Origin of the sequence: Candidatus Pseudomonas adelgestsugas (genome assembly GCF_004124255.1) — a bacterium.
GTDB lineage: Bacteria > Pseudomonadota > Gammaproteobacteria > Pseudomonadales > Pseudomonadaceae > Aquipseudomonas > Aquipseudomonas adelgestsugas.
In genome coordinates this window covers 1531176-1551511 of the sequence record NZ_CP026512.1, presented here as the reverse complement: position 1 = coordinate 1551511, position 20336 = coordinate 1531176, and the positions used below count along the sequence as shown (strand labels likewise).

Annotated in this window: 11 protein-coding genes, 1 tRNA gene and 1 pseudogene; 12 read left to right on the top strand and 1 reads right to left on the bottom strand. The window is 40.4% G+C overall.

Annotated elements, in window-relative coordinates; genetic code table 11:
* Nucleotides 1-14: 14 nt before the first annotated feature.
* The 7 genes from fabG to C3B55_RS03845 all read left to right on the top strand — a co-directional run bounded on the left by fabG (nt 15) and on the right by C3B55_RS03845 (nt 6981).
* Nucleotides 15-758, top strand: a complete 744-nt coding sequence (fabG, locus tag C3B55_RS03875; protein WP_129211629.1) for a 3-oxoacyl-ACP reductase FabG — start codon at nt 15-17, stop codon at nt 756-758.
* A gap of 195 nt (nt 759-953) precedes the next feature.
* On the top strand, nt 954-1187 hold the full coding sequence (gene acpP, locus C3B55_RS03870; RefSeq protein WP_129211627.1) for an acyl carrier protein: 234 nt from the start codon (nt 954-956) through the stop codon (nt 1185-1187).
* Nucleotides 1188-1317: 130 nt separating this feature from the next.
* Complete coding sequence (gene fabF / locus C3B55_RS03865; RefSeq protein WP_129211625.1) at nt 1318-2559, top strand: beta-ketoacyl-ACP synthase II; 1242 nt, start codon at nt 1318-1320, stop codon at nt 2557-2559.
* Nucleotides 2560-3354: 795 nt separating this feature from the next.
* Nucleotides 3355-4479 carry an endolytic transglycosylase MltG gene (gene mltG, locus C3B55_RS03860; RefSeq protein WP_129211623.1) on the top strand — a complete coding sequence of 375 codons (1125 nt, stop codon included), beginning with the start codon at nt 3355-3357 and terminating at the stop codon, nt 4477-4479.
* Nucleotides 4480-4510: 31 nt separating this feature from the next.
* On the top strand, nt 4511-5143 hold the full coding sequence (gene tmk / locus C3B55_RS03855) for a dTMP kinase (protein WP_129211621.1): 633 nt from the start codon (nt 4511-4513) through the stop codon (nt 5141-5143).
* On the top strand, nt 5136-6125 hold the full coding sequence (locus C3B55_RS03850; RefSeq protein ID WP_129211925.1) for a DNA polymerase III subunit delta': 990 nt from the start codon (nt 5136-5138) through the stop codon (nt 6123-6125). Before tmk ends, C3B55_RS03850 begins: the two co-directional genes overlap by 8 nt.
* 61 nt (nt 6126-6186) lie before the next feature.
* Nucleotides 6187-6981, top strand: coding sequence for a TatD family hydrolase (locus C3B55_RS03845; RefSeq protein WP_129211619.1), 795 nt, complete (start codon nt 6187-6189; stop codon nt 6979-6981).
* Nucleotides 6982-7862: 881 nt separating this feature from the next.
* Here the strand turns inward: C3B55_RS03845 and C3B55_RS03840 are convergent.
* Nucleotides 7863-9527 carry an electron transfer flavoprotein-ubiquinone oxidoreductase gene (locus C3B55_RS03840; protein ID WP_129211618.1) on the bottom strand — a complete coding sequence of 555 codons (1665 nt, stop codon included), beginning with the start codon at nt 9525-9527 and terminating at the stop codon, nt 7863-7865.
* A 495-nt stretch (nt 9528-10022) separates the two neighbouring features.
* Between C3B55_RS03840 and C3B55_RS03835 the strand changes: the two genes are divergently transcribed.
* The 5 genes and pseudogenes from C3B55_RS03835 (at nt 10023) to C3B55_RS03815 (ending at nt 17282) form a co-directional block, all read left to right on the top strand.
* Complete coding sequence (locus tag C3B55_RS03835) at nt 10023-10772, top strand: electron transfer flavoprotein subunit beta/FixA family protein (protein WP_129211616.1); 750 nt, start codon at nt 10023-10025, stop codon at nt 10770-10772.
* A 2-nt stretch (nt 10773-10774) separates the two neighbouring features.
* Nucleotides 10775-11704 carry an electron transfer flavoprotein subunit alpha/FixB family protein gene (locus C3B55_RS03830; protein WP_129211614.1) on the top strand — a complete coding sequence of 310 codons (930 nt, stop codon included), beginning with the start codon at nt 10775-10777 and terminating at the stop codon, nt 11702-11704.
* Between the two features lie 1682 nt (nt 11705-13386).
* Nucleotides 13387-14762: pseudogene (locus tag C3B55_RS03825) on the top strand (aminotransferase-like domain-containing protein).
* A gap of 1351 nt (nt 14763-16113) precedes the next feature.
* The gene (locus C3B55_RS03820; RefSeq protein WP_129211612.1) at nt 16114-16455 is read left to right on the top strand and encodes a ribonuclease E inhibitor RraB; all 342 of its coding nucleotides are present in this window, start codon (nt 16114-16116) and stop codon (nt 16453-16455) included.
* A 737-nt stretch (nt 16456-17192) separates the two neighbouring features.
* Nucleotides 17193-17282, top strand: a tRNA-Ser gene (locus C3B55_RS03815).
* The last annotated feature ends 3054 nt before the right edge of the window (nt 17283-20336 follow it).

Sequence of the window (20336 nt, the reverse complement as noted above, 5' to 3'; positions counted from 1 at the left end):
TAGGAGAAGCCTGTATGAGTCTACAAGGTAGAGTTGCACTGGTTACGGGTGCAAGTCGTGGTATTGGCCAGGCTATAGCCCTTGAACTAGGTCGTCACGGTGCCGTTGTGATAGGCACCGCTACTTCTGTTTTAGGTGCTGAACGCATTGCCACAGTGTTGAAGGAAAACAGCATACAAGGCACTGGCTTCGAGTTAAACGTGACTAGCGATGAGTCTGTTTCTGTCATTTTGGCTAAAATTACCGCGCAGTTTGGCGCACCAGCTATTTTAGTGAATAATGCCGGTGTCACCCATGACAACCTCATGATACGCATGAAAGATGACGAATGGCACGACGTAATCGATACTAATTTGAACAGTCTATTTCGCCTGTCTAAAGGTGTTTTACGCGACATGACTAAGATGCGTTGGGGCCGAATTATTAATATTGGTTCCGTAGTAGGTGCCATGGGCCGCACAGGCCAAGTAAACTACGCAGCGGCAAAGGCTGGTTTAGAGGGTTTCAGTCGTGCATTAGCACGTGAAGTTGGATCTCGTTCGATTACTGTTAATTCGGTAGTTCCAGGTTTTATTGATACCGATATGACCAGAAAGCTTTCGGAAGCACAGCGTCAGGTATTGTTGGCTCAGATTCCGTTGGGCCGCCTTGGTCATGCTCAAGAGATTGCGAATGTGGTTACTTTCCTGGCATCCGACGGTGCTGTATACGTGACTGGGGCTTCAATCCCAGTTAATGGTGGAATGTATATGAGTTAGATTTTGATTGATCACTTCAAAAAGTGTCATACGAATTTACTAAAATAAGTTATAAAGCTGCAACTATAATTTATAGGCAGGTGGCCTGCTGGGTAACAGGGGCAGATCTTTCAGTTGAAAAGTTGAAAATAGCTTTATATACACTGATCAGCTGGCCAACTGCCTAAATTTATCCATTAGGAGTGAAAATAAGGTATGAGCACCATCGAAGAGCGCGTCAAGAAAATAGTTGCTGAGCAACTGGGTGTTAAAGAAGAAGTGACCAGTTCTGCTTCCTTCGTTGAAGATCTGGGTGCCGACTCCCTTGACACAGTCGAGCTAGTGATGGCCTTGGAAGAGGAATTTGAAACTGAAATCCCAGACGAAGAAGCTGAAAAAATTACCACTGTGCAAGCTGCTATTGACTACGTTACTGCCCATCAAGCGTAAAATAGTTTGTAGTTATCACTTGCCGTGAAAGAAAAAACCGCACAACTATAACGGCGTGCGGTTTTTTCTTTCAACTATGATAAGAATAAGCCGCGAAACAAGGTGTTATAATTAGACAAAGGAGAATGCTGTGTCGCGTAGACGTGTCGTAGTCACCGGTATGGGTATGCTGTCACCATTGGGTACAGACGTGCCAAGCAGTTGGCAGGGTGTCCTAGCTGGCCACAGTGGTATTAGTCTGATTAAGCACACGGATTTTTCTGCCTATTCCACCCGTTTTGGCGGTTCAATAAAGGGTTTTAATGTTGCAGAGTATCTCTCGATTAAAGAGTCCCGCAAACTCGACCTATTTATTCAATACGGTTTAGCAGCCGGTTTTCAGGCAGTACGTAATTCTGGTCTAGAAATCACTGACGCTAACCGTGAACGTATTGGTGTAGTGATGAGTTCGGGTATTGGTGGTTTAACTAATATCGAAGAAACTAGCCGCACATTGCACAATGCAGGTCCACGTCGAATTTCACCGTTCTTTGTGTCCGGTTCAATCATCAATATGATTTCTGGTTTTTTGTCGATCCACTTGGGCGCGCAGGGTCCTAACTACGCTATTACCACTGCGTGCACTACCGGTACGCACTGTATAGGTATGGCGGCACGTAATATTGCTTATGATGAAGCCAATGTGATGATCGCTGGCGGTGCCGAAATGGCTGCTTGTGGTCTCGGTATAGGTGGCTTTAGTGCGTCTCGTGCACTATCGACGCGCAATGACGAACCAACCCGGGCTAGCCGTCCATGGGACAGGGGACGTGACGGTTTTGTATTGTCTGATGGTGCTGGTGCATTAGTGCTAGAAGAGCTAGAGCACGCTAAAATGCGTGGCGCTACTATCTATGCTGAGCTGATCGGCTTCGGTATGAGTGGCGACGCTTACCACATGACATCGCCACCGTCTGATGGTGCTGGTGCTGCACGATGTATCACGAATGCCTTGCGTGATGCAAAGATTAATGCTAACCAGGTGCAGTACATTAATGCCCATGGTACCTCAACTCTGACTGGCGACCTAGCAGAAGTTAAGGCTATTAAGTCTGTATTTGGTGAGTATGCTTATAAGTTGGCGGTCAGCTCTACCAAGTCCATGACTGGCCACCTTTTGGGTGCGGCTGGCGCAGTTGAGGCGATCTTTAGTATGATGGCCATTAAAGATCAGATCGCTCCGCCGACCATAAATCTTGATGAGCCGGATGCAGGCTGCAACTTAAACTTCGTGCCTCACGAAGCACAACCGATGTTGATTGATGTGGCTATTTCCAACTCGTTTGGTTTTGGTGGTACTAATGGTTCTCTAGTTTTCCGTAGGTTCGTCTAGTGAATGTGCAGTGATTATTGGCGGTCCGTAAGAAGACAATGTGCTACTGCAAGGTTGAGGGTGTGCACATGGTGCGATTTGTTCTAGACTAACATTCCTTATCCAGACTGAGTAATTAGTGTTTGTTTGAATGCTGCTTGTAATGCCCTAGGTAGGGGTTGTAAATGCATCGTCTTTAGTATGGATAAAACGCTAATCAACAGCATAACACCGACTTATGCTGCTACTTTGAGTATAAGTGTTGTTCACATTGAACTTTTACCAAGGCAATAGTTCACACTGGTATATTACTAATTAAGATGCGCCTGTTATGCTGTATTTTATATGGTAATTTGCTAGTTTACTTATATGTATATTTATGGAATTGATAGTATTCATCTTTTCCGTGTCCTACTAGTTCGGCCAAGCATCATAGTTACTTTTAAGTAAGTGATCACCAGATCTAAAGTAGAATATTAAATACATGGCAGGCTTGATGTGAGATATGTCTGGTGGAGTTATTGGAGGCGTGTCAAGTAAACTATTCTTTATGCACGGCGATAGCTTGTTATTAATCTGGATTTTGCATTGTTGCAACTTCACCGCTCATGTGCACTAAAATTTTAGTGCAGGCTAAAATCCTATCGATAAGTTTTGATACTATTCTTGTTTACTTAAATTAAACCAATGGAGTTTTTGTGCAGTATTATTAATTGCCTTTTGCCATATATGTGGTTCGCGTTTAGATGAGTGATCAGTTTAGGCAACTCACCTATAAACTATAGAGCATTGTTCTCGTACTATTGGATGCTTAAGTTGACACGAAAAATAGTTCTGTTATTACAGATTAGTTTAGTCTCTGCTGGTTTGTTATCATGCTTAGCAGCCTGGAAATTTGACGCTATTTTAAAGCAGCCTCTAAATTTAACTCAGGTAAAATTACTTAATGTGTCAGTCGGTGCAACCCCAACAGGTACCTTTAATCACCTTAAAAATGATGGTTTGCTCGATAGTCCATTTTGGTTAAGCCTTTATTGGCGCCTTAACTTGGCTAACCAGCCGCTACAATGCGGCGAATACCGTATGATTCCAGGTATGACCGCCAAAGGCTTGATTAGCCTGTGGCAGCGTGGTGAAGTGGTGCAATACAGCTTAACGCTTGTGGAGGGTTGGAATTTTAATCGGGTACGCTTAGCTTTAGTCAAGCATGAAAAGATCGTACAGACCTTATCTGGCTTGAGTAATAGTGATGTAATGGAAAAACTTGGTCATCCCGGTGTGTTTCCTGAAGGGCGTTTTTTTCCAGATACTTATCGCTTCGTTCGCGGTATGACTGATGTTGAATTTCTAAAAAAAGCTTATAATCGCTTGGATTATATCCTGGCTCAGGAGTGGAGTAAACGTGCTGCTGATGCATCTTACGCTGATTCTTATCAAGCGTTAATTATGGCTACTCTGATAGAAAAAGAAACCAGCGTACCAGAAGAGCGCGGGCAAATCGCTGGCGTATTTATGCGCCGTATGAAGATTGGTATGCTCCTACAGGCTGATCCAACAGTAATCTATGGCCTTGGTGAGCGATATACAGGTAGGCTTACTCGTGTGCACCTAAAAGAAGCTAACCCATACAATACCTATATGGTTGCAGGTCTACCACCAACACCGATCGCAATGGCTGGTCGCAAGTCTATTCACGCAGCCTTGAACTATGTGCCCAGTAATCATTTGTATTTCGTTGCCCGTGGTGATGGCAGCCATATTTTTTCTGATGACCTAAATTCTCATAATGCTGCTGTGCGCGAGTTCCAACTCAAGCGTTGCACCTACTACCGATCTAGCCCAGCACCTACAGTAAAATCAATGCAAGATACGATACTATCAGCTGATTCCGCACCAGCTAAACAGTCTACTAATTTTGTGCCAAACACGGCTACGCCATAAAGCCCATAATGACTCTCACTAAGGACCGTCTATGACTGGTTTATTTATTACTCTGGAAGGTCTAGAAGGTGCTGGTAAAAGCACTAATCAAAATTACTTGGCTAATCGTTTGCGTGCTGAAGGTATTGAAGTAGTGCTGACGAGAGAACCAGGCGGTACAACGTTAACCGAGCGAATGCGTGATGTACTGTTAGCCCCCAGTGCAGAACAGATGAATTCGGATACTGAATTATTGCTGATATTTGCTGCTCGCGCCCAGCATTTAGCTAAAGTTATTCGCCCGGCACTAGCGCGTGGTGTCGTGGTTATTTGCGACCGTTTTACTGATTCTACTTACGCCTATCAAGGGGGTGGCCGGGGATTGCCTCTGGAGCGCATTGCTACCTTGGAAAGCTTTGTACAAGGCGATTTACGCCCTGACTTAACCATGTTATTCGATCTTCCTATAGAAGTAGGTATAGCCCGCACCAGTGTATATGGCCGTTTAGACCGTTTCGAGTTAGAAAATCGAGCATTTTTTGATGCTGTACGCATGGTATTCCTTGAACTCGCCAAGGCTAAACCGGCGCGTTATTCTCTTATTGACGCAGCCCAACCGTTGACCCAAGTACAGCAAGCAATCGATGCTTTACTACCTGTATGCCTGGAGCGTGTTCGTGGTTGAAGCCTATCCATGGCAAGACAGTGCCTGGAAAAGATTGACTAGCCGCAACAACTATGCTCATGCCTATTTGCTGCATGGTCCAATCGGCATTGGCAAGCGCGCTTTATCTGAGCGTTTTATGGCGAGTTTGCTATGCCATGGTCAAATTAATTTGCCAGCATGCGGTGAATGTAAATCTTGTCTGCTGCTTAAGGCTGACAGCCATCCAGATATTTATCTATTGGAGCCAGAGGATGCTGACAAGGCGATCAAGGTCGATCAGGTACGTAATCTTGTTAGCTTTGTGGCGCAGACTGCACAGATGGGATGGCGAAAAGTAGTGCTTATTGAACCAGTAGAGGCAATGAATATTAATGCCGCTAATGCCTTACTTAAAAGCTTGGAAGAACCTTCGGGCAATACAGTATTTTTATTGGTTAGTCATCAGTTTAGCCGTCTCTTACCAACTATTCGCAGTCGCTGTATACAGCAGGCTTGCCAATTGCCTAGTAAAGCCATGAGCTTACAGTGGTTAGCTAAAGTCTTACCTGAATGTTCAGAGGATCAGCGTGTCGAGCTGCTGACCCTAGTTTCTGGTTCGCCTTTAGCGGCCGTAAAAATGCACGCTCAAGGCGTATGCGAACAGCGCATCTTAGTAGTGGATGGTGTAAAAAAGTTACTTAAGCGGGAACTATTTGCCACGCAGCTAGCCGAAAGTACCTGGAAAGATATTCCGTTACTGTTGCTATTTGATTGGTTTTATGACTGGTCTAGTCTGATTATACGTTATCAGTTAACCCATGACAAAAACTACCTTGGCCTGTCAGATATGCGTAAAGTAGTTCAGTACTTATCGCAGAAAAGTGCACATGGCAAGGTGTTGAATATTCAAGATTGGATTCTTGCTCAGCGTCAAAAAGTTCTTGATAAAGCTAACCTTAACCGCGTATTATTACTTGAAGCATTATTAGTGCAATGGGTAAGCTTACCAGGCCGCCGTTAATTCGTATCTAACAAACGTGTTATTGGCAATATACTTACAGTGACTTAAGTTGTATTATCCTATGCTCGTAGATTCTCATTGTCATCTTGATCTCCTTGATCTTGTCCAGAATAGAGATTCCCTTGATGCGGTCCTCGAAGCCGCTCGTCATCGCGGAGTTGGGCATTTTCTGTGTATTGGTGTAAGCGCTAAGAATGCTGCCAGTGTTAAAACTATAGCTGAAAGATATGTGGATGTTGATTGCTCGGTTGGCATCCATCCACTAGACCTTAAAAATAATAAAATGCCAACGTTTGATTGGTTGTTAAATGAACTCAATCACCAGCGCGTGGTGGCGATTGGCGAAACAGGTCTGGATTATCACTATGAGCCTAAAACAGCCAAGCTGCAGCAAGTTTCTTTTGATATGCATCTGCAAGCCGCTAAGCAGACTGGCAAACCTGTGATTGTACATACGCGTAACGCTCGTGCTGATACCTTAGCTATGTTGCGTGAAGCTGCTTTGCCTCAGGCTGGCGTGTTGCACTGCTTTACCGAAGACATAAATATGGCTAATGCAGCCCTAGACTTAGGGTTTTATATTTCCATGTCTGGTATCGTCACGTTCCGCAATGCTAACGCTTTACGCAATGTAGCGCGCCAAATACCGGCCGATCGCTTATTAGTGGAAACCGATTCTCCGTATCTTACACCAACTCCTCATCGTGGCAAGCAAAACTTACCGGAGTATGTGCGCGACGTAGCGGATTACCTAGCAATACTGCGTGGTGAATCCTTTGAGCGCCTTGCTGAGCAGACTACAAAAAACTTCAAGCAGATATTCCCACTAGCTCATTTAAAGCCAGCACTGGTTTAAGTGTATTGGTCTTTGTCTAGCAATAATAATTGCCTTGTTGGTTCTCACTCCAATCAGTCATAGCGAAGATCGCTTAGGCAACTTTAGTTACGGAAGTAGACTTATGCAGACTAAAAGCGTAGTAATGGCTTAAGTGGTTAGCAAGTGCACTGTCCACTTCTAATGGCATGGCTCAAGATAACTTGAGTGTCGTTACTTCTGGTAGTCATAAAGTCATGTATATATTATTATGTTGGCTGCTGATGTTTTGTATGAAGCATTCAATCTTTGTCGATTTAATGCAAATCTAGCACATTATGTTGATGGTTAAGTCTAAAAAGTTAGTTGGTACATTGCTATTAGATTAGCAAGATCGTCATAGCTTGTAATAAAAAATATCGCCGATAGATGCCGTATTGCGGTGATTTATTTTTTGTATTTGCTAAGTCGTGCTTTAGAGTTAAAGCTAACTTATTTGCTAATAAATGGTCTCTCTAGTCATAGCTGGCGTGCATTTGTCTAAATTGTAGGTATATATAGACGAAAATACTTAATATCTTAAAAAACTGGTGTATTTCATTTATTCAGTAACCCTGAGTGCATTATTGCTGAATGGTTCAAAATGTTTATAGAGATGCTGCACGTTATTGTCTACTGTTGTACTCTCTAAAGAGTTTGCGATTGCTTCAGTGTAGCAGTTTATTAAAAGTAATATGGATTGAGTAGAATATGAAATGCGCAATGTTTTAATATCCAGAGTACTTAACAATTAAGTGAAGAGTATAAAAATATTGTTGAGTAAGATTAGGTGAATAGTGTAAAATGTCGATATCATTGATTAAGACTAAGTCAATGTACAAATAAAAAACTCCTCACAAGAGCATTTTAAGTCGTAAACTTACTTACATATTCTGGTAAGTTGGTCCACCTGCACCTTCTGGTGTTATCCAGGTAATGTTTTGAGAGGGGTCTTTGATATCACAAGTTTTGCAGTGTACGCAGTTCTGGGCATTAATCTGGAAGTGTTGATCGCTACCATCTTTGGTTGTTACTTCATATACGTTAGCCGGGCAGTAGCGTTGCGCTGGTTCATCATAGAGTGGCAGGTTAGTACTAATTGGAATGCTCTGGTCTGTTAACTTCAAGTGGCACGGCTGCTCTTTTTTATGGTTGGTACCAGAGATAAACACTGAGCTTAGCTTGTCGAAGCTTAATTTGCCGTCAGGTTTTGGGTAATAAATTTTTTTGCTATTCTGCATGAGTTTCAAGCAAGCGTAATCAGGCTTCGTATCATGCAAAGTGAACGGCATTTTGCCGCTAAGGATATTCTGATCGAACCAGTTAAAACCAGCGCCGATAATCGGGCCAAATTTATGTATAGCTGGGCCAAAGTTTCGGCCAGTGAATAGTTCTTTATAGAGCCAACTTGCTTCAAAGCTATCAGTATAGCTAGTTAGTTCATCGCCGCCCCTAGATGCAGCACATAGTCGCTCTGCTATGGCGTCGGCGGCGAGCATTCCAGATTTCATTGCTGTATGGCTACCTTTAATCTTGGCTACGTTCATGGTGCCTAGGTCGCACCCTATAATGGCTCCGCCATTGAACACCATCTTTGGTAATGAGTTAATACCGCCCTTAGCTAATGCTCGTGCACCATAGCTGATGCGCTTGCCGCCTTCTAGGTATTGTGCTAGCACCGGGTGATGCTTAAGGCGCTGAAACTCATCAAACGGCGATAAAAAAGTATTGCTATAAGATAGATCGACAATTAGTCCTACGACCACCTGGTTATTTTCTAGGTGGTAAAGAAACGCGCCACCAGTATTTTCGTTGCTTATGATGTCTAGTGGCCAACCAGTAGTATGTATGACTAAACCTGGCTTATGTTTAGCCTGGTCAATCTCCCAAATTTCCTTGAGACCGATGCCGTAGTGTTGCACATCGGTACCAATATCTAAATTAAAACGCTGAATCAGGTGTTTGCCAATGTGGCCTCGGCAGCCTTCAGCGAACAGAGTATATTTGCCGCGTAGCTCTATGCCAGGGGTGTACATGCCTTTTTGTGAACGACCTTCGCAGTCGATACCAAAATCACCGGTAATGATGCCGCGCACTATACCATTTTTATCGAACAACGCTGTCTGAGCGGCGAAGCCTGGGTAGATTTCTACTCCTAAATTTTCGGCTTGCTGGCCTAGCCAGCGGCATAGATTGCCTAGGGAAATAATGTAATTGCCTTTGTTTTGCATAGTCTTAGGCATAAAGAAGTTAGGTACTTTAGTGGAGGTTTTAGAACTGCGCAGTACATAAAAATCATCGCGCATAACTGGTGTCTTGAGCGGGGCTCCCAGCTTTTTCCAGTCTGGAAATAATTCATTTAGAGCGCTTGGTTCAAACACTGTGCCGGAGAGGATATGAGCGCCAACTTCGGATCCTTTCTCGACAACGCATACGTCAATTTTTTGATTGGCTTCAGCAGCCTTTTGCTTTAATCGGCAGGCAGCAGATAGACCTGCCGGGCCTGCACCAACAATAACCACGTCAAATTCTGCGTACTCACGCTCCACAGGTTATCTCCAAGTCTTAACAGATGTTTTATAGATGACAGGTTGGGTGCTGTCTCTTATATAATTAAAAATTATCTTTTTCTCTTTATATCTACACCACTGTCGGCGTTTAATACAAATATTTATGTAAATTATTTTTTTGCTAAATAAATCAACCCAACGCAACTCAGCTTACGACTAACTATTGTGTTGTATTGACCAGAATAAATATTCAGGTCAATATATAGCCAGTTTTGCATGTATCATAAGCAGTGCTACTGGTTTAAAGGCACGTCTAAGAGTAATACAGGTAACTCTGGTGCTAAAATAGTGTGTAATTTACACTATTATAAAAAGGCATGATCCTGTAGTTACCTTGCTATCTAATGATCACAATTTTTTGTAAGCATGATCATTTGCCAAAGTTTTTTGGAGTTATTCTTGTCTGACAATGAGCATCAAACTGCTAGTTTTGCTTAGGCGGCTTTCTTTTCACCAGACAGTAAAGAGGAACTCATGAAGGTTTTTGTAGCTATTAAACGTGTTGTTGATCACAATGTAAAAGTGCGCGTCAAGGCGGATCATTCTGGCGTTGATCTTCTTAACGTCAAGATGTCGATGAACCCTTTCTGTGAAATTGCTGTAGAAGAGGCTATACGCTTAAAAGAAAAAGGCGTAGCGACTGAAATTGTGGTGGTGTCTATTGGTCCAAGTACCGCTCAAGAGCAGTTGCGTGCCGCTCTAGCATTAGGTGCTGACCGTGCTGTCCTGATTGAGTTTGCTGGGGAGCTAACCTCTCTGGCCACAGCCAGGCTACTCAAAGCAATTATTGACAAAGAACAGCCTAAGCTAGTAATCCTCGGCAAGCAGGCTATTGATAGCGATAACAATCAGACTGGTCAGATGCTTGCTGCACTGACTGGTTATGGCCAGGGCACTTTCGCTTCTAAAGTTAAAGTTAACGGTGAAAACATATCTGTAACTCGTGAAATTGATAGTGGTACACAGATAGTTTCTCTAAAACTACCGGCTATCATTACCACTGATCTACGTTTGAATGAGCCACGTTATGCGACCCTGCCAAATATCATGAAAGCTAAAAAAAAGCTGCTCGAGACGGTAACTCCAGATGTTTTAGGTATTTCCATTGCTTCTACTAATAAGACTATTAAAGTTGAAGCACCAGCTGTACGCAGTGCAGGTATAAAGGTTAAATCAGTAGCTGAATTAGTCGAGAAACTGAAAAACGAAGCTAAGGTCATCTAACTATGACTATCTTGGTAATCGTAGAGCACAATAATAAAGTACTATCTCCGTCTGCCTCAAATACTGTGGCAGCTGCTGCTAAAATTGGCGGCGATATCCACATACTAGTTGCTGGTTATGGTGCTGGTTCTGTAGCTGAAGCTGCTACAAAAATCGCAGGCGTGAGTAAAGTGCTACTAGCTGACAATGTCGCGTACGCTTATCAATTACCGGAAAATGTTGCACCGTTAGTTGCAGAGCTTAGCTCTGATTACAGCCATATCCTGAGCGCTGCTACGTCTAATGGCAAAAATATCTTGCCATGCGTTGCCGCGCAGTTAGACGTTGATCAGATCTCTGAAATTATCTCGGTTGAAAGTGCTAATACCTTTAAGCGCTTGATCTATGCAGGTACCGTCGTTGCGACCGTACAATCGACTGCTGCTATTAAAGTGATTACTGTACGTACCATTAGTTTTAATCCAGTTACTACTACAGGTGCTTCGGCTATTATAGAAACAGTGTCCATTGTCCATAACAATAGCACTTCTAACTTTGTTAGCGAAGAATTAGTCATGTCTGATCGTCCTGAACTGACTGCTGCTAAAATCGTTATTTCTGGCGGCCGTGGCATGCAGAACAGTGATAACTTTAAGCGCTTATATGCGCTGGCTGACAAGCTTGGCGCTGCAGTGGGTGCTTCTCGTGCGGCTGTTGACGCAGGCTTTGCACACAATGACATACAGATTGGTCAGACCGGTAAAATTGTTGCGCCACAGCTATATATAGCTATTGGTATTTCTGGCGCAATCCAGCATTTGGCCGGTATGAAAGACTCTAAAGTTATCGTTGCGATTAATAGGGATGAAACAGCTTTGATCTTCCAAATAGCTGATTATGGACTGGTTTCAGACTTGTTTGAAGCTCTACTAGAGTTAGAGAAGTTGGTCTAATTTAGTTGCTTTACCTATTATAAAGCTAGGTCTTATGGATGGGCTTTATGTGTGTTTCTTTTTTAATCCATAGAAATTACTATGGACATATATCCTGTATTGCTAGCTATATTGCTGCTGCCAAGCTTGGCATTTAGCCAGCCAGTAATACAATTAATTAATCTATGGCGACAAGTGGTTACTAACTATAAATACAGTATACAGCAGGCGCATGGATATTTATCACTGATATACCGATAAATGTAGGCAAGTTAAAGACTTGTAACTGCTACTCATCTAACAACTAATATTGTTGATGGAATATCTAGCGTGTACACATAGGGACTTACCGTTAGTTCCTACATAAAGTCATTGACTAATCTGGTGATTATACATAGGTGTATACTCAGAGTGTATGCGCTTGATTGATTATTTTAGAATCTGCGCGAGCTAGTAACTTAACCAGGAACATCGCAGCCAAGCTTTAGCAGGATACTTTCTATACATTTTCTTTGTAGCGATCTATGACTGCACGTTGCGTCGTTTAATAAAGATGAAGGAATTGCTTTCCATGTCTGGTATTGCGCCAGCCGCCTTACAGCGTAACTTTAAACCTTAGATGGTGCAATTACAGCAATCTGTTAGCAGAGAATAAAAGCAAAAGTTTTAGTGATTCTCAGATCTTTTATGGCCTTTAACTATTTTAGTTTTGGCGAGCACATAGCCTCTATGCGTCGCATGGATAAATATATCTCACCTAGCAATCCATGAACAGACTAACGATATAAGTGCTAACATAAATAACTCGTTTGAACTAAAACTGTCTGAAGATATATTTGTTCAATCTAAAGCTCACAATAACTGAGCCAAGCGTATGCCATGTCCAAGTAAAGACTTCTGACCAATAATAGCCAGCAACATCTAAACGTACTGGATATTTTCATTATATATCTATATAAGCATTGTTAGTTTAGAGAAGTTTAATGAGTTGGCTTGGCTTGCCATTTGAACTGTATGTTACCGTTAAACGAATATATTGTGGGTATTGCGTGCTAGCCAACTAGGTAAGCACATAAATCTTGTAGCTCAGGTTGGCAATGGCTTCTAGATGATTATTGAAAACACCAATATAATACTACGTTTTACGTCTAAGGATGTAGCTCAGGCCGATTATTAATCATCTAGTACTAGTCCACAAAACTTAGTTTATACCGTGCTGAAGACTATACAGTTACTACAATTAAACTATAAGTATGTATTGCGTATTGAGAGCTATATAGATAACACCGTCAGTTATTAGGAAAACCTTAAGTTATCCTGCGACCGTGCGTAATCAACAGCTAATGTTCTAATGGACATTAGTAGGTCGACTAAAAGTGTATTTAGGTCTACGGCCATGGTAGCTATCATGGTTAAATTATAGAGAATAATTCTAAATGTAGTCGCGCGTACTGAACTGTCAGTTAAAAATTATGTTCTTTTGTCAGAATGTCTTAGCTGAGTACACTGCCTGCTTAAGGTTTAGTGCATTTTTCACAGTTACTGTGCATAGTTTTTTATCGCTGTCGTCAGTGCTTGATTTTTATAGCAACAATCCTAACACTTTTTCTAAAATGTACATATTTTTTTCACATAAAAAATAAAATACTTGTGATATCGAGTACTAATCATGATAAAATTATTAATTTATCAATACTAGGTAGCTGGCCGAAGATATTCGGCCAGTGGTTATCAACCAGGTGAGCGAGTACCTTCTGTGCGTAAAATGAGCTCACAACTGAACGTTAGTTACTCTACAGTAAGGCTCGACAACAGCCTGGTTATTACGTATACCAAACCGTCTTCATTGACGGCATCTGCGCCGGATATTACATGGGTAGAGTGTCATTGGTTAATTACTCATAGCAGTATCATCTAGTAAATATTAATTAATTCGCGTCGTAATGGTGTGTGTCCGTTAGGTGCAGCAGTGCCGAGTATCGATCAATTGCCGGTGCGCGCGTTGCATCAACAGCTGGCTACGGTCATGCGCTTTCATAGCCAACGTGGATTCAGCTATATGTTTAGCCCTGGTTTTGAACCGTTGCGGCGTTAGATAGCAATTCGCATGCGCGATGCTGGAGTTGGTGGACCCCCTGCTGAAGTAGTCATCACTCATGGTTGTGTCGACGCATTACAGATGTCTTTACGTGTGCTGACTCATTCAGGTGATTTAATTGCCGCTGAAGTTGCCAACTTATTATGGTGTATTGCAATTAGCAGATGTGCTTGGTCTCAAGGATATCTAGATATCTAGTGATTCATCTAATGATATAAGTCTTGAAGTACTACAATTGGCAGCTAAGCAATGGTTGATTAAAGCCTTAGTGCTAACTACCAGACTGAATAACTCCTGGGCGCTACTATGCCTGAGGAGTGATAGAAACAGTTGTTGCGCTTGGCCTTTGATTTTGATATCCAAATTGCTGAAGGACAACCTCTGCAGTGAGCTGATGTTCGAGCTGGGCCGTACTAAGGCCATGAAAGCCCATGATCACTTAGGCCTGGTGGATTTACTGCTCTAACTTTTCTAAAGCTTAGTCACCAGGCGTTCGCATTAGTTGTATGATTGCCAGCAAGTATCAGCAGGAAATTCAGCAGTTGTAGATGTTTAGCACCAACTCGGCGTGCAGTGTTACCCAAATTGGTGTTGTGACATACTTGGAAAACGATTGGTACGATTGGCATCTGCGTTAGATCCGTCAGGAATGCAGCAAGAATCTCAGCGCATTTCAGCTAGCAGTACAGTAGTATTTTCCTGAGGGTACAACAGATGACCAGTCCAATCGACGGCTTTATTATATAAGTTAAAGTTTACCGTGGCTGGTCAATACTCAGCAACTGCATGTACGTGCACTACAGCAAGAAATCAGTATTGCACCTGGGATTATCTTTAGTAATACAGAGCAGTTCAATCACTACATTCGCCTCAACTGCAGAATGGCCTGGAATCGTGAAGCAGGGCAGGCGCTAATGACGCTGGGTATATTTGGCTAGCCAATTATGCCAAGAGACTGCAGTAGGCTTCCGATTGACATAAAAAGCGCTGTATAGTTCGTCAAAGTAATCAACATGTTTATCATGCAACGCATAACGAGTGAATGTATTTTTTATTTTTAATGCTACTGGTAATATATATATTGTATATAGATTTGTTATCGTGATGAGTCCGTTAATTCCATGTAATACAAGCATAGTGCTGGCAAGAGCTATTCATGCCTACGAAAATAGTTATAAATTTATACTTTATTATCATCATGCTCATATGCGAAATTGTGCCTTTATGGTCATCTACATTTTATGTTTATGCAAATAACTATTTACGATAGCATTTTAATAAATAACCGCTAGCAGCTACAAATAACTATCATTGCATCTGCGTAACTAATAACTATGCAATATTGAAGATGCTGCACTAGACGTTGAATTTAGATAATACATGTACACGTATAGATAATATATGTTATTGATTGTCTATTATTAAAATAATAAAAAGCTCTTGTTTTTTGTGTGTATTGATTGCATATGTCAATTATAAAAAATGCTCAAGACTAGACAGTTAACAATAGTTAAATTTACATCACGCTTATGGTGCCATTTTAATGATTAGTTATAGACAGCGACATGTGAGTCACGCTATCTTTAGATCTGCTGATGGTGCTCTTGATTTGTAAATTATTACAAATGTTAATTCAATCGTTTACAATATTGCGCTCAGGTTATAGCAGTGTGCTATTGTGATTGACCTACAAGATTATGTATGGCGTACCTTTCGGTACTGTAGAAACCTTAAAAGAAAATATATGTCAAATACGCGCAGTCATTAAAGTAACTATTGCTTTAAGTGTAGCACTGGCCAATTTCTTAAGATTAAGATATATAAACTTATATATCTAGATTTAGCGATTAGGCACTGGATATCACTAACATAAAAGTGTTAGATCGCCTACGTAGGTAATCAAGATATTTATTACGTAGAGCAAGCTCGAGCTTGCCTGCTTATAAAAGTCTATATGTTAAGGTTAGCGGCCAAAGTTATCTACAACAAACTAGTACCTATAAGCTAGTAATTTTGTTCTCAATGAGCTGGATTTTCGCAACACCTTGAGACTATGGTTGTTGTCCTCAATGATCAAAATATCATCCCTATCTTTAACATCTCTACATCGTTTAAATATTCCATAACTATTAATTAATTCACCTCTGGTACAGGTGATGGGTTCGCGCTACTCTCTATAATTGAGATTAGCAAATACATCGTGAGAGTCTGGTCTTGTTTTAATTATGCGCTGCTTTATAGCAAAAATGTTATTGCTGTAGCCCTAAAGCCAATATACTATAGTTTTGGTAAACACGGAAAGTCTATCCATCGGTTTTGAGGGGGACGTTTCATGATCACCGTTTATCAAGAAGACATCAGCACTAACGTATTACGTCGCATGAAAGAAGGCGGCTTTGATTTTTCACGTTTTCACCCTATCGAGTTTTATGCTATCTTCCCGGATGAAGAACTGGCACGCAGGGCTGCTGATCGATTTCGTGGGGAATCTTTAAATGCCCAGGTCAGCGCTTGTGATAATGGCGCCTGGCACCTAGAGCTAAGTAAAATCATGTTCGCAACCTATGATGGTATAGGAGACTTTGAGCAAGATTTTGAAGCAGTGGTCGGGCCTCTTGGTGGGATTATGGAGGGGTGGGGCGTTAAACAGGAGGTGCGTGGGTTGTCTATGTAATTTATTGTATAGTAATATAAAATGCCTCGTGTAGAATGACCTTTTAGTCAGTCTTACCATGTCTGTATTATCTGAAAAAATTTTCACACAGATGGCATGTTTTGAGATACTAAAAAGTTATCTAACCTTGTGTAACCTAACGAAAATAATAGGAATAGTAACTCGTTGAAATGTTATAGCTTATTCTGATAAGCCATTTGAAGTATGTCTAATCTATAGGAAATGGCAAATAGTGAAATCAATAATGATTTATACTATTGATAGTTCAAACATGCATTAAAATGATGCACGGGAAATAGCATACGTGCCTTTTACATATAAAGGCGTCAGTATGCATTCAAATATTTATTCGACTTACTGGTTTTAAGTGTTTACGATGATAGTATCAGCCATGCAACAGTGCTTACGTTTTACTCATAACAAATACAGATCATGCTGTATTTGTTATGATGGTATATACGGTGAAGTAAGACACGCTTGCATGGGCCATTCTTGCGAATTTCTTGCTATAAGTTAGTCAAAGCTAATACAGTGCTACTAGCTTAGCGCTGACATGAGGTAGATTTGCTGTTCTATCTCTCAGATATCAACTGTATCATATTTACGTAGATAAATACATGGCTACTGAGTGCCTACTCATTGAATCGTGTAAAGATTTTAAAAAAATCTTTACTATAATAAAAGCTTTCGCCTATATTATAGCGCTGTTGACAGACATAACTGATTTAATGAGATACGGTGAAGTGTCCGAGTGGTTTAAGGAGCACGCCTGGAAAGTGTGTATACAAGAGATTGTATCGAGAGTTCGAATCTCTTCTTCGCCGCCACATTTGTTAAGCAAGAACTAACTGAGTTAGGCTTGCTTTATATTAAAATAATCTTGACAAAAGCTAAATTTGTAAATATTTGTAAAAAGCGGTGAATGTGTTCGCCGTCGTCATGTTACCACGTCAGTAAACAATCATCCAAGCAGTCAATGCACTTGGTAGCATTTTCCATAATATTAGCCAAGTTGATTAAGATAATTAATAGAAATCCAAGAGTAAGATCCATAGAAATAAATCTATATTAGCTGGTATGAGTTAGTCAAAATATGAAAGTAGTTAAGACCAAAGATAACCACACCTAATAATGCGGCTACGGCAAGTTTAGATTGAATATTAAAGTTTATAGTCATATTTAAAAGCCTGGTTCAGGATACGCCGTTTAGCCTTATCCAGTATCCTGATAATTTTATGCTAATCGTGTTTTTTACTTAATCACATCACCATAAACTTTAACTTTATAATAATTCATTACCTGGCACATAACCATTGTGTCTGCGTTTTAATATTAATCACTATGTCGTCGCTTATAATCTTAATGATTTATTCTGGGCGCTCATAAAACAGCTTATCTAGTCGATAAATATACTGCAGAGTATTAGAATGCCACTAGCAATGCTTCGCTGTGACCTAAAACAAGTATATTAGTTGCTATTATACTATTTTATAGCAAGCCAGCGTACTTATCAAGGCACATAAAGTAAGCTACAAAATTAGAGCTAATCATTATTGAACAACCCAAGTCAATCATAGATAAAGCCGTGTCAAACTTGCTCGCCGTCATTGCTAGATGCTAGCGGTACTTAGGATATGTGGTGTAATCATGTTTTATGCGTGAGAATATTGTCGCTACTAACTAAATCATGATCTTGATTGCAGTAATTGCTTGTGTCGCTGTAATGATGATAGTATGACACATATGTTACTTTTGTGATTCCACTCCTATGCAGTCAGTCTAACTTTTAGCCTGCTAAAACGTATAGCTTTTCTTATGATCACTTTGGTAGGAGGTTAGTCCTATCCTTGTAATGGTTACGGTATCTATACTAAAATATGCATTGTCAGTTCTGTTAGATTGTTGTTGACCAGATTTAGTTTGCAGTACTATTTATCTAGCTGGCTGTTCTTGGTCTTTAATGGTGGTAGCAGCTTACTTTTATCTATTATCACTCTTGCCTGCTTTGCTTTCATAATGAGCTGCTTACTAGCAGTTCATTATGACGTTAAAGATACCATAAACTTAGTTGTTACCGCAACTGTAGGTGTAGATTATATCTATTTTGTGAGAACAGTGTACTTTGAAGGCTTTGTACATCGGAGCGCTTATGGGTTAGGCTGGGAAAACTAATTTTTTATCAATAAAGCCATTTGATTTTATACGGAACGTAGTCAATTTTATACTAGTGCATCAAATTTTATTCAGCAGAGCTGACTTGTTGTGCAGGTTTCTTGTACCGTTCAGCCATGTTTTTCTTTGAAAACAGACGCTTTCTGTGGAAGGCTTCACTATATAATTGTCAGCCATGTTAGTATAATGGTTCAGATATTAGTACCTGCACAGATCCGTGCTAATTATATCTCAGCGCTGTCACTGCTAAGAATAAGGATGCTGCGCTTAAAAATTTTGCTAGTAAGTTGTATAAATAAACATGCTTTGCCAATCAAAGCTAATTACTGTGGTTATATGCTAGGTTTATATGCGCAGCAAGATGTATTGTTATTTCACAAATAGTTACGAATATGCAAAGCCAACTTCGATCAAGCTACGCACTACGTTATAAGGTTATTCTTTGCTGAGTATGGATTGTTCGCATGAAAATATAAGTTAGCTATTTGTAGTTATTCACTCAAATAATCAGTCAGTATCATTTCGGTTTATAGGTAAACTGGCAATTAATGTTGCGCTTATTTAGGATATAAATACCGCCAATATACTCTCTAAGCATATACTTTGTGATGTGAATTTATCATGTAGTTACTGTGGTCTGTCTTTCAGCGAAAAATGAAAGTAATAACTGGTAAAGTTCTCATTTAATTGAGCTATTTGATGTATAAATGTACAACATCTATATAGTCTGTAGCCATTTCTCTGTAGCAGTTGCCATATACAACGCTGTTTTCGTGCTGTATAAAGTTACGAGTGAAGTTCTAGCACTGGGCTCAATCATTAAAATTATTAGCTTAGCAGTACAACTGTATAAGTTTAACAGACTTAGAAGGTTTATGCGCTAGCTTTTGTGCAAGGTACGTTTTGACGATGCTGGTTGATCCTAAATCACTAGCGATGTGATTAATTGTGATGATGAAATGCTTGCTACCTTTCGCGGTTTTATGATAATTATGCTAAAAAAATTTAGCAGCACCAAGATAAGAAGTATTTTGCTTATGTTAGGATTTAACCTTAGCGTAACTAATACGTTCAGTTAGTTATTTAGGCATAGCTTGTGGTGTGTATTGTTAGTTAACTTTTGTCAAATGATATAGTAGCTATGTTTGAATTGGTTGTACACTAGGCAAGTGATCAAGCAAATCTAGCTTATGACAGCTGTAAAATTAGCTATCACTTATTAGTTAGTGTGGGCAGTTTTTAGTAGTTGTTAATATCGGCTGTGTTTTTCAGTATCTGAATACTATATTCAGGAGATGAGTGACCTGCAGTAAGTTGGCTGAGCCGTACAGCTAATCGCTAGATAACAGTTTGGCTATGAGCCACATATACGCCACTAAAATAAATGACGGAAGTTACATTGATTGGCCGGAGTTACTTGTTAATGTTTTCCTGCATGCTAATAGTTCTGAGGTCAGCGTAATAAATACTATTTATTTAGTAAGGTTGCATCCACGTTTTTAACGTTTTAATAATGTTACTAAGCTTGCAAGCGTAAGTATTATCGAAAGCGTTATCTTAAGAAGTCATCTCACTAGATATCATAATACTGTCGGTTAAACTGAACTAGTTTTAATAACTAAATTTTGGCATGCAGCTAATGAAATTTAGCATGCCATCTACGATTATCTTGATATGATGGTAGTAAATACTAACTAAGTGCTTAGTTA

What these genes read in the sequence shown, in the direction of transcription:
- tmk (WP_129211621.1), top strand. Translation starts at nt 4,511, where the DNA reads ATGACTGGTTTATTTATTACTCTGGAAGGTCTAGAAGGTGCTGGTAAA.
- acpP (WP_129211627.1), top strand. Translation starts at nt 954, where the DNA reads ATGAGCACCATCGAAGAGCGCGTCAAGAAAATAGTTGCTGAGCAACTG.
- C3B55_RS03835 (WP_129211616.1), top strand. Translation starts at nt 10,023, where the DNA reads ATGAAGGTTTTTGTAGCTATTAAACGTGTTGTTGATCACAATGTAAAA.
- fabG (WP_129211629.1), top strand. Translation starts at nt 15, where the DNA reads ATGAGTCTACAAGGTAGAGTTGCACTGGTTACGGGTGCAAGTCGTGGT.
- C3B55_RS03845 (WP_129211619.1), top strand. Translation starts at nt 6,187, where the DNA reads ATGCTCGTAGATTCTCATTGTCATCTTGATCTCCTTGATCTTGTCCAG.
- C3B55_RS03830 (WP_129211614.1), top strand. Translation starts at nt 10,775, where the DNA reads ATGACTATCTTGGTAATCGTAGAGCACAATAATAAAGTACTATCTCCG.
- C3B55_RS03820 (WP_129211612.1), top strand. Translation starts at nt 16,114, where the DNA reads ATGATCACCGTTTATCAAGAAGACATCAGCACTAACGTATTACGTCGC.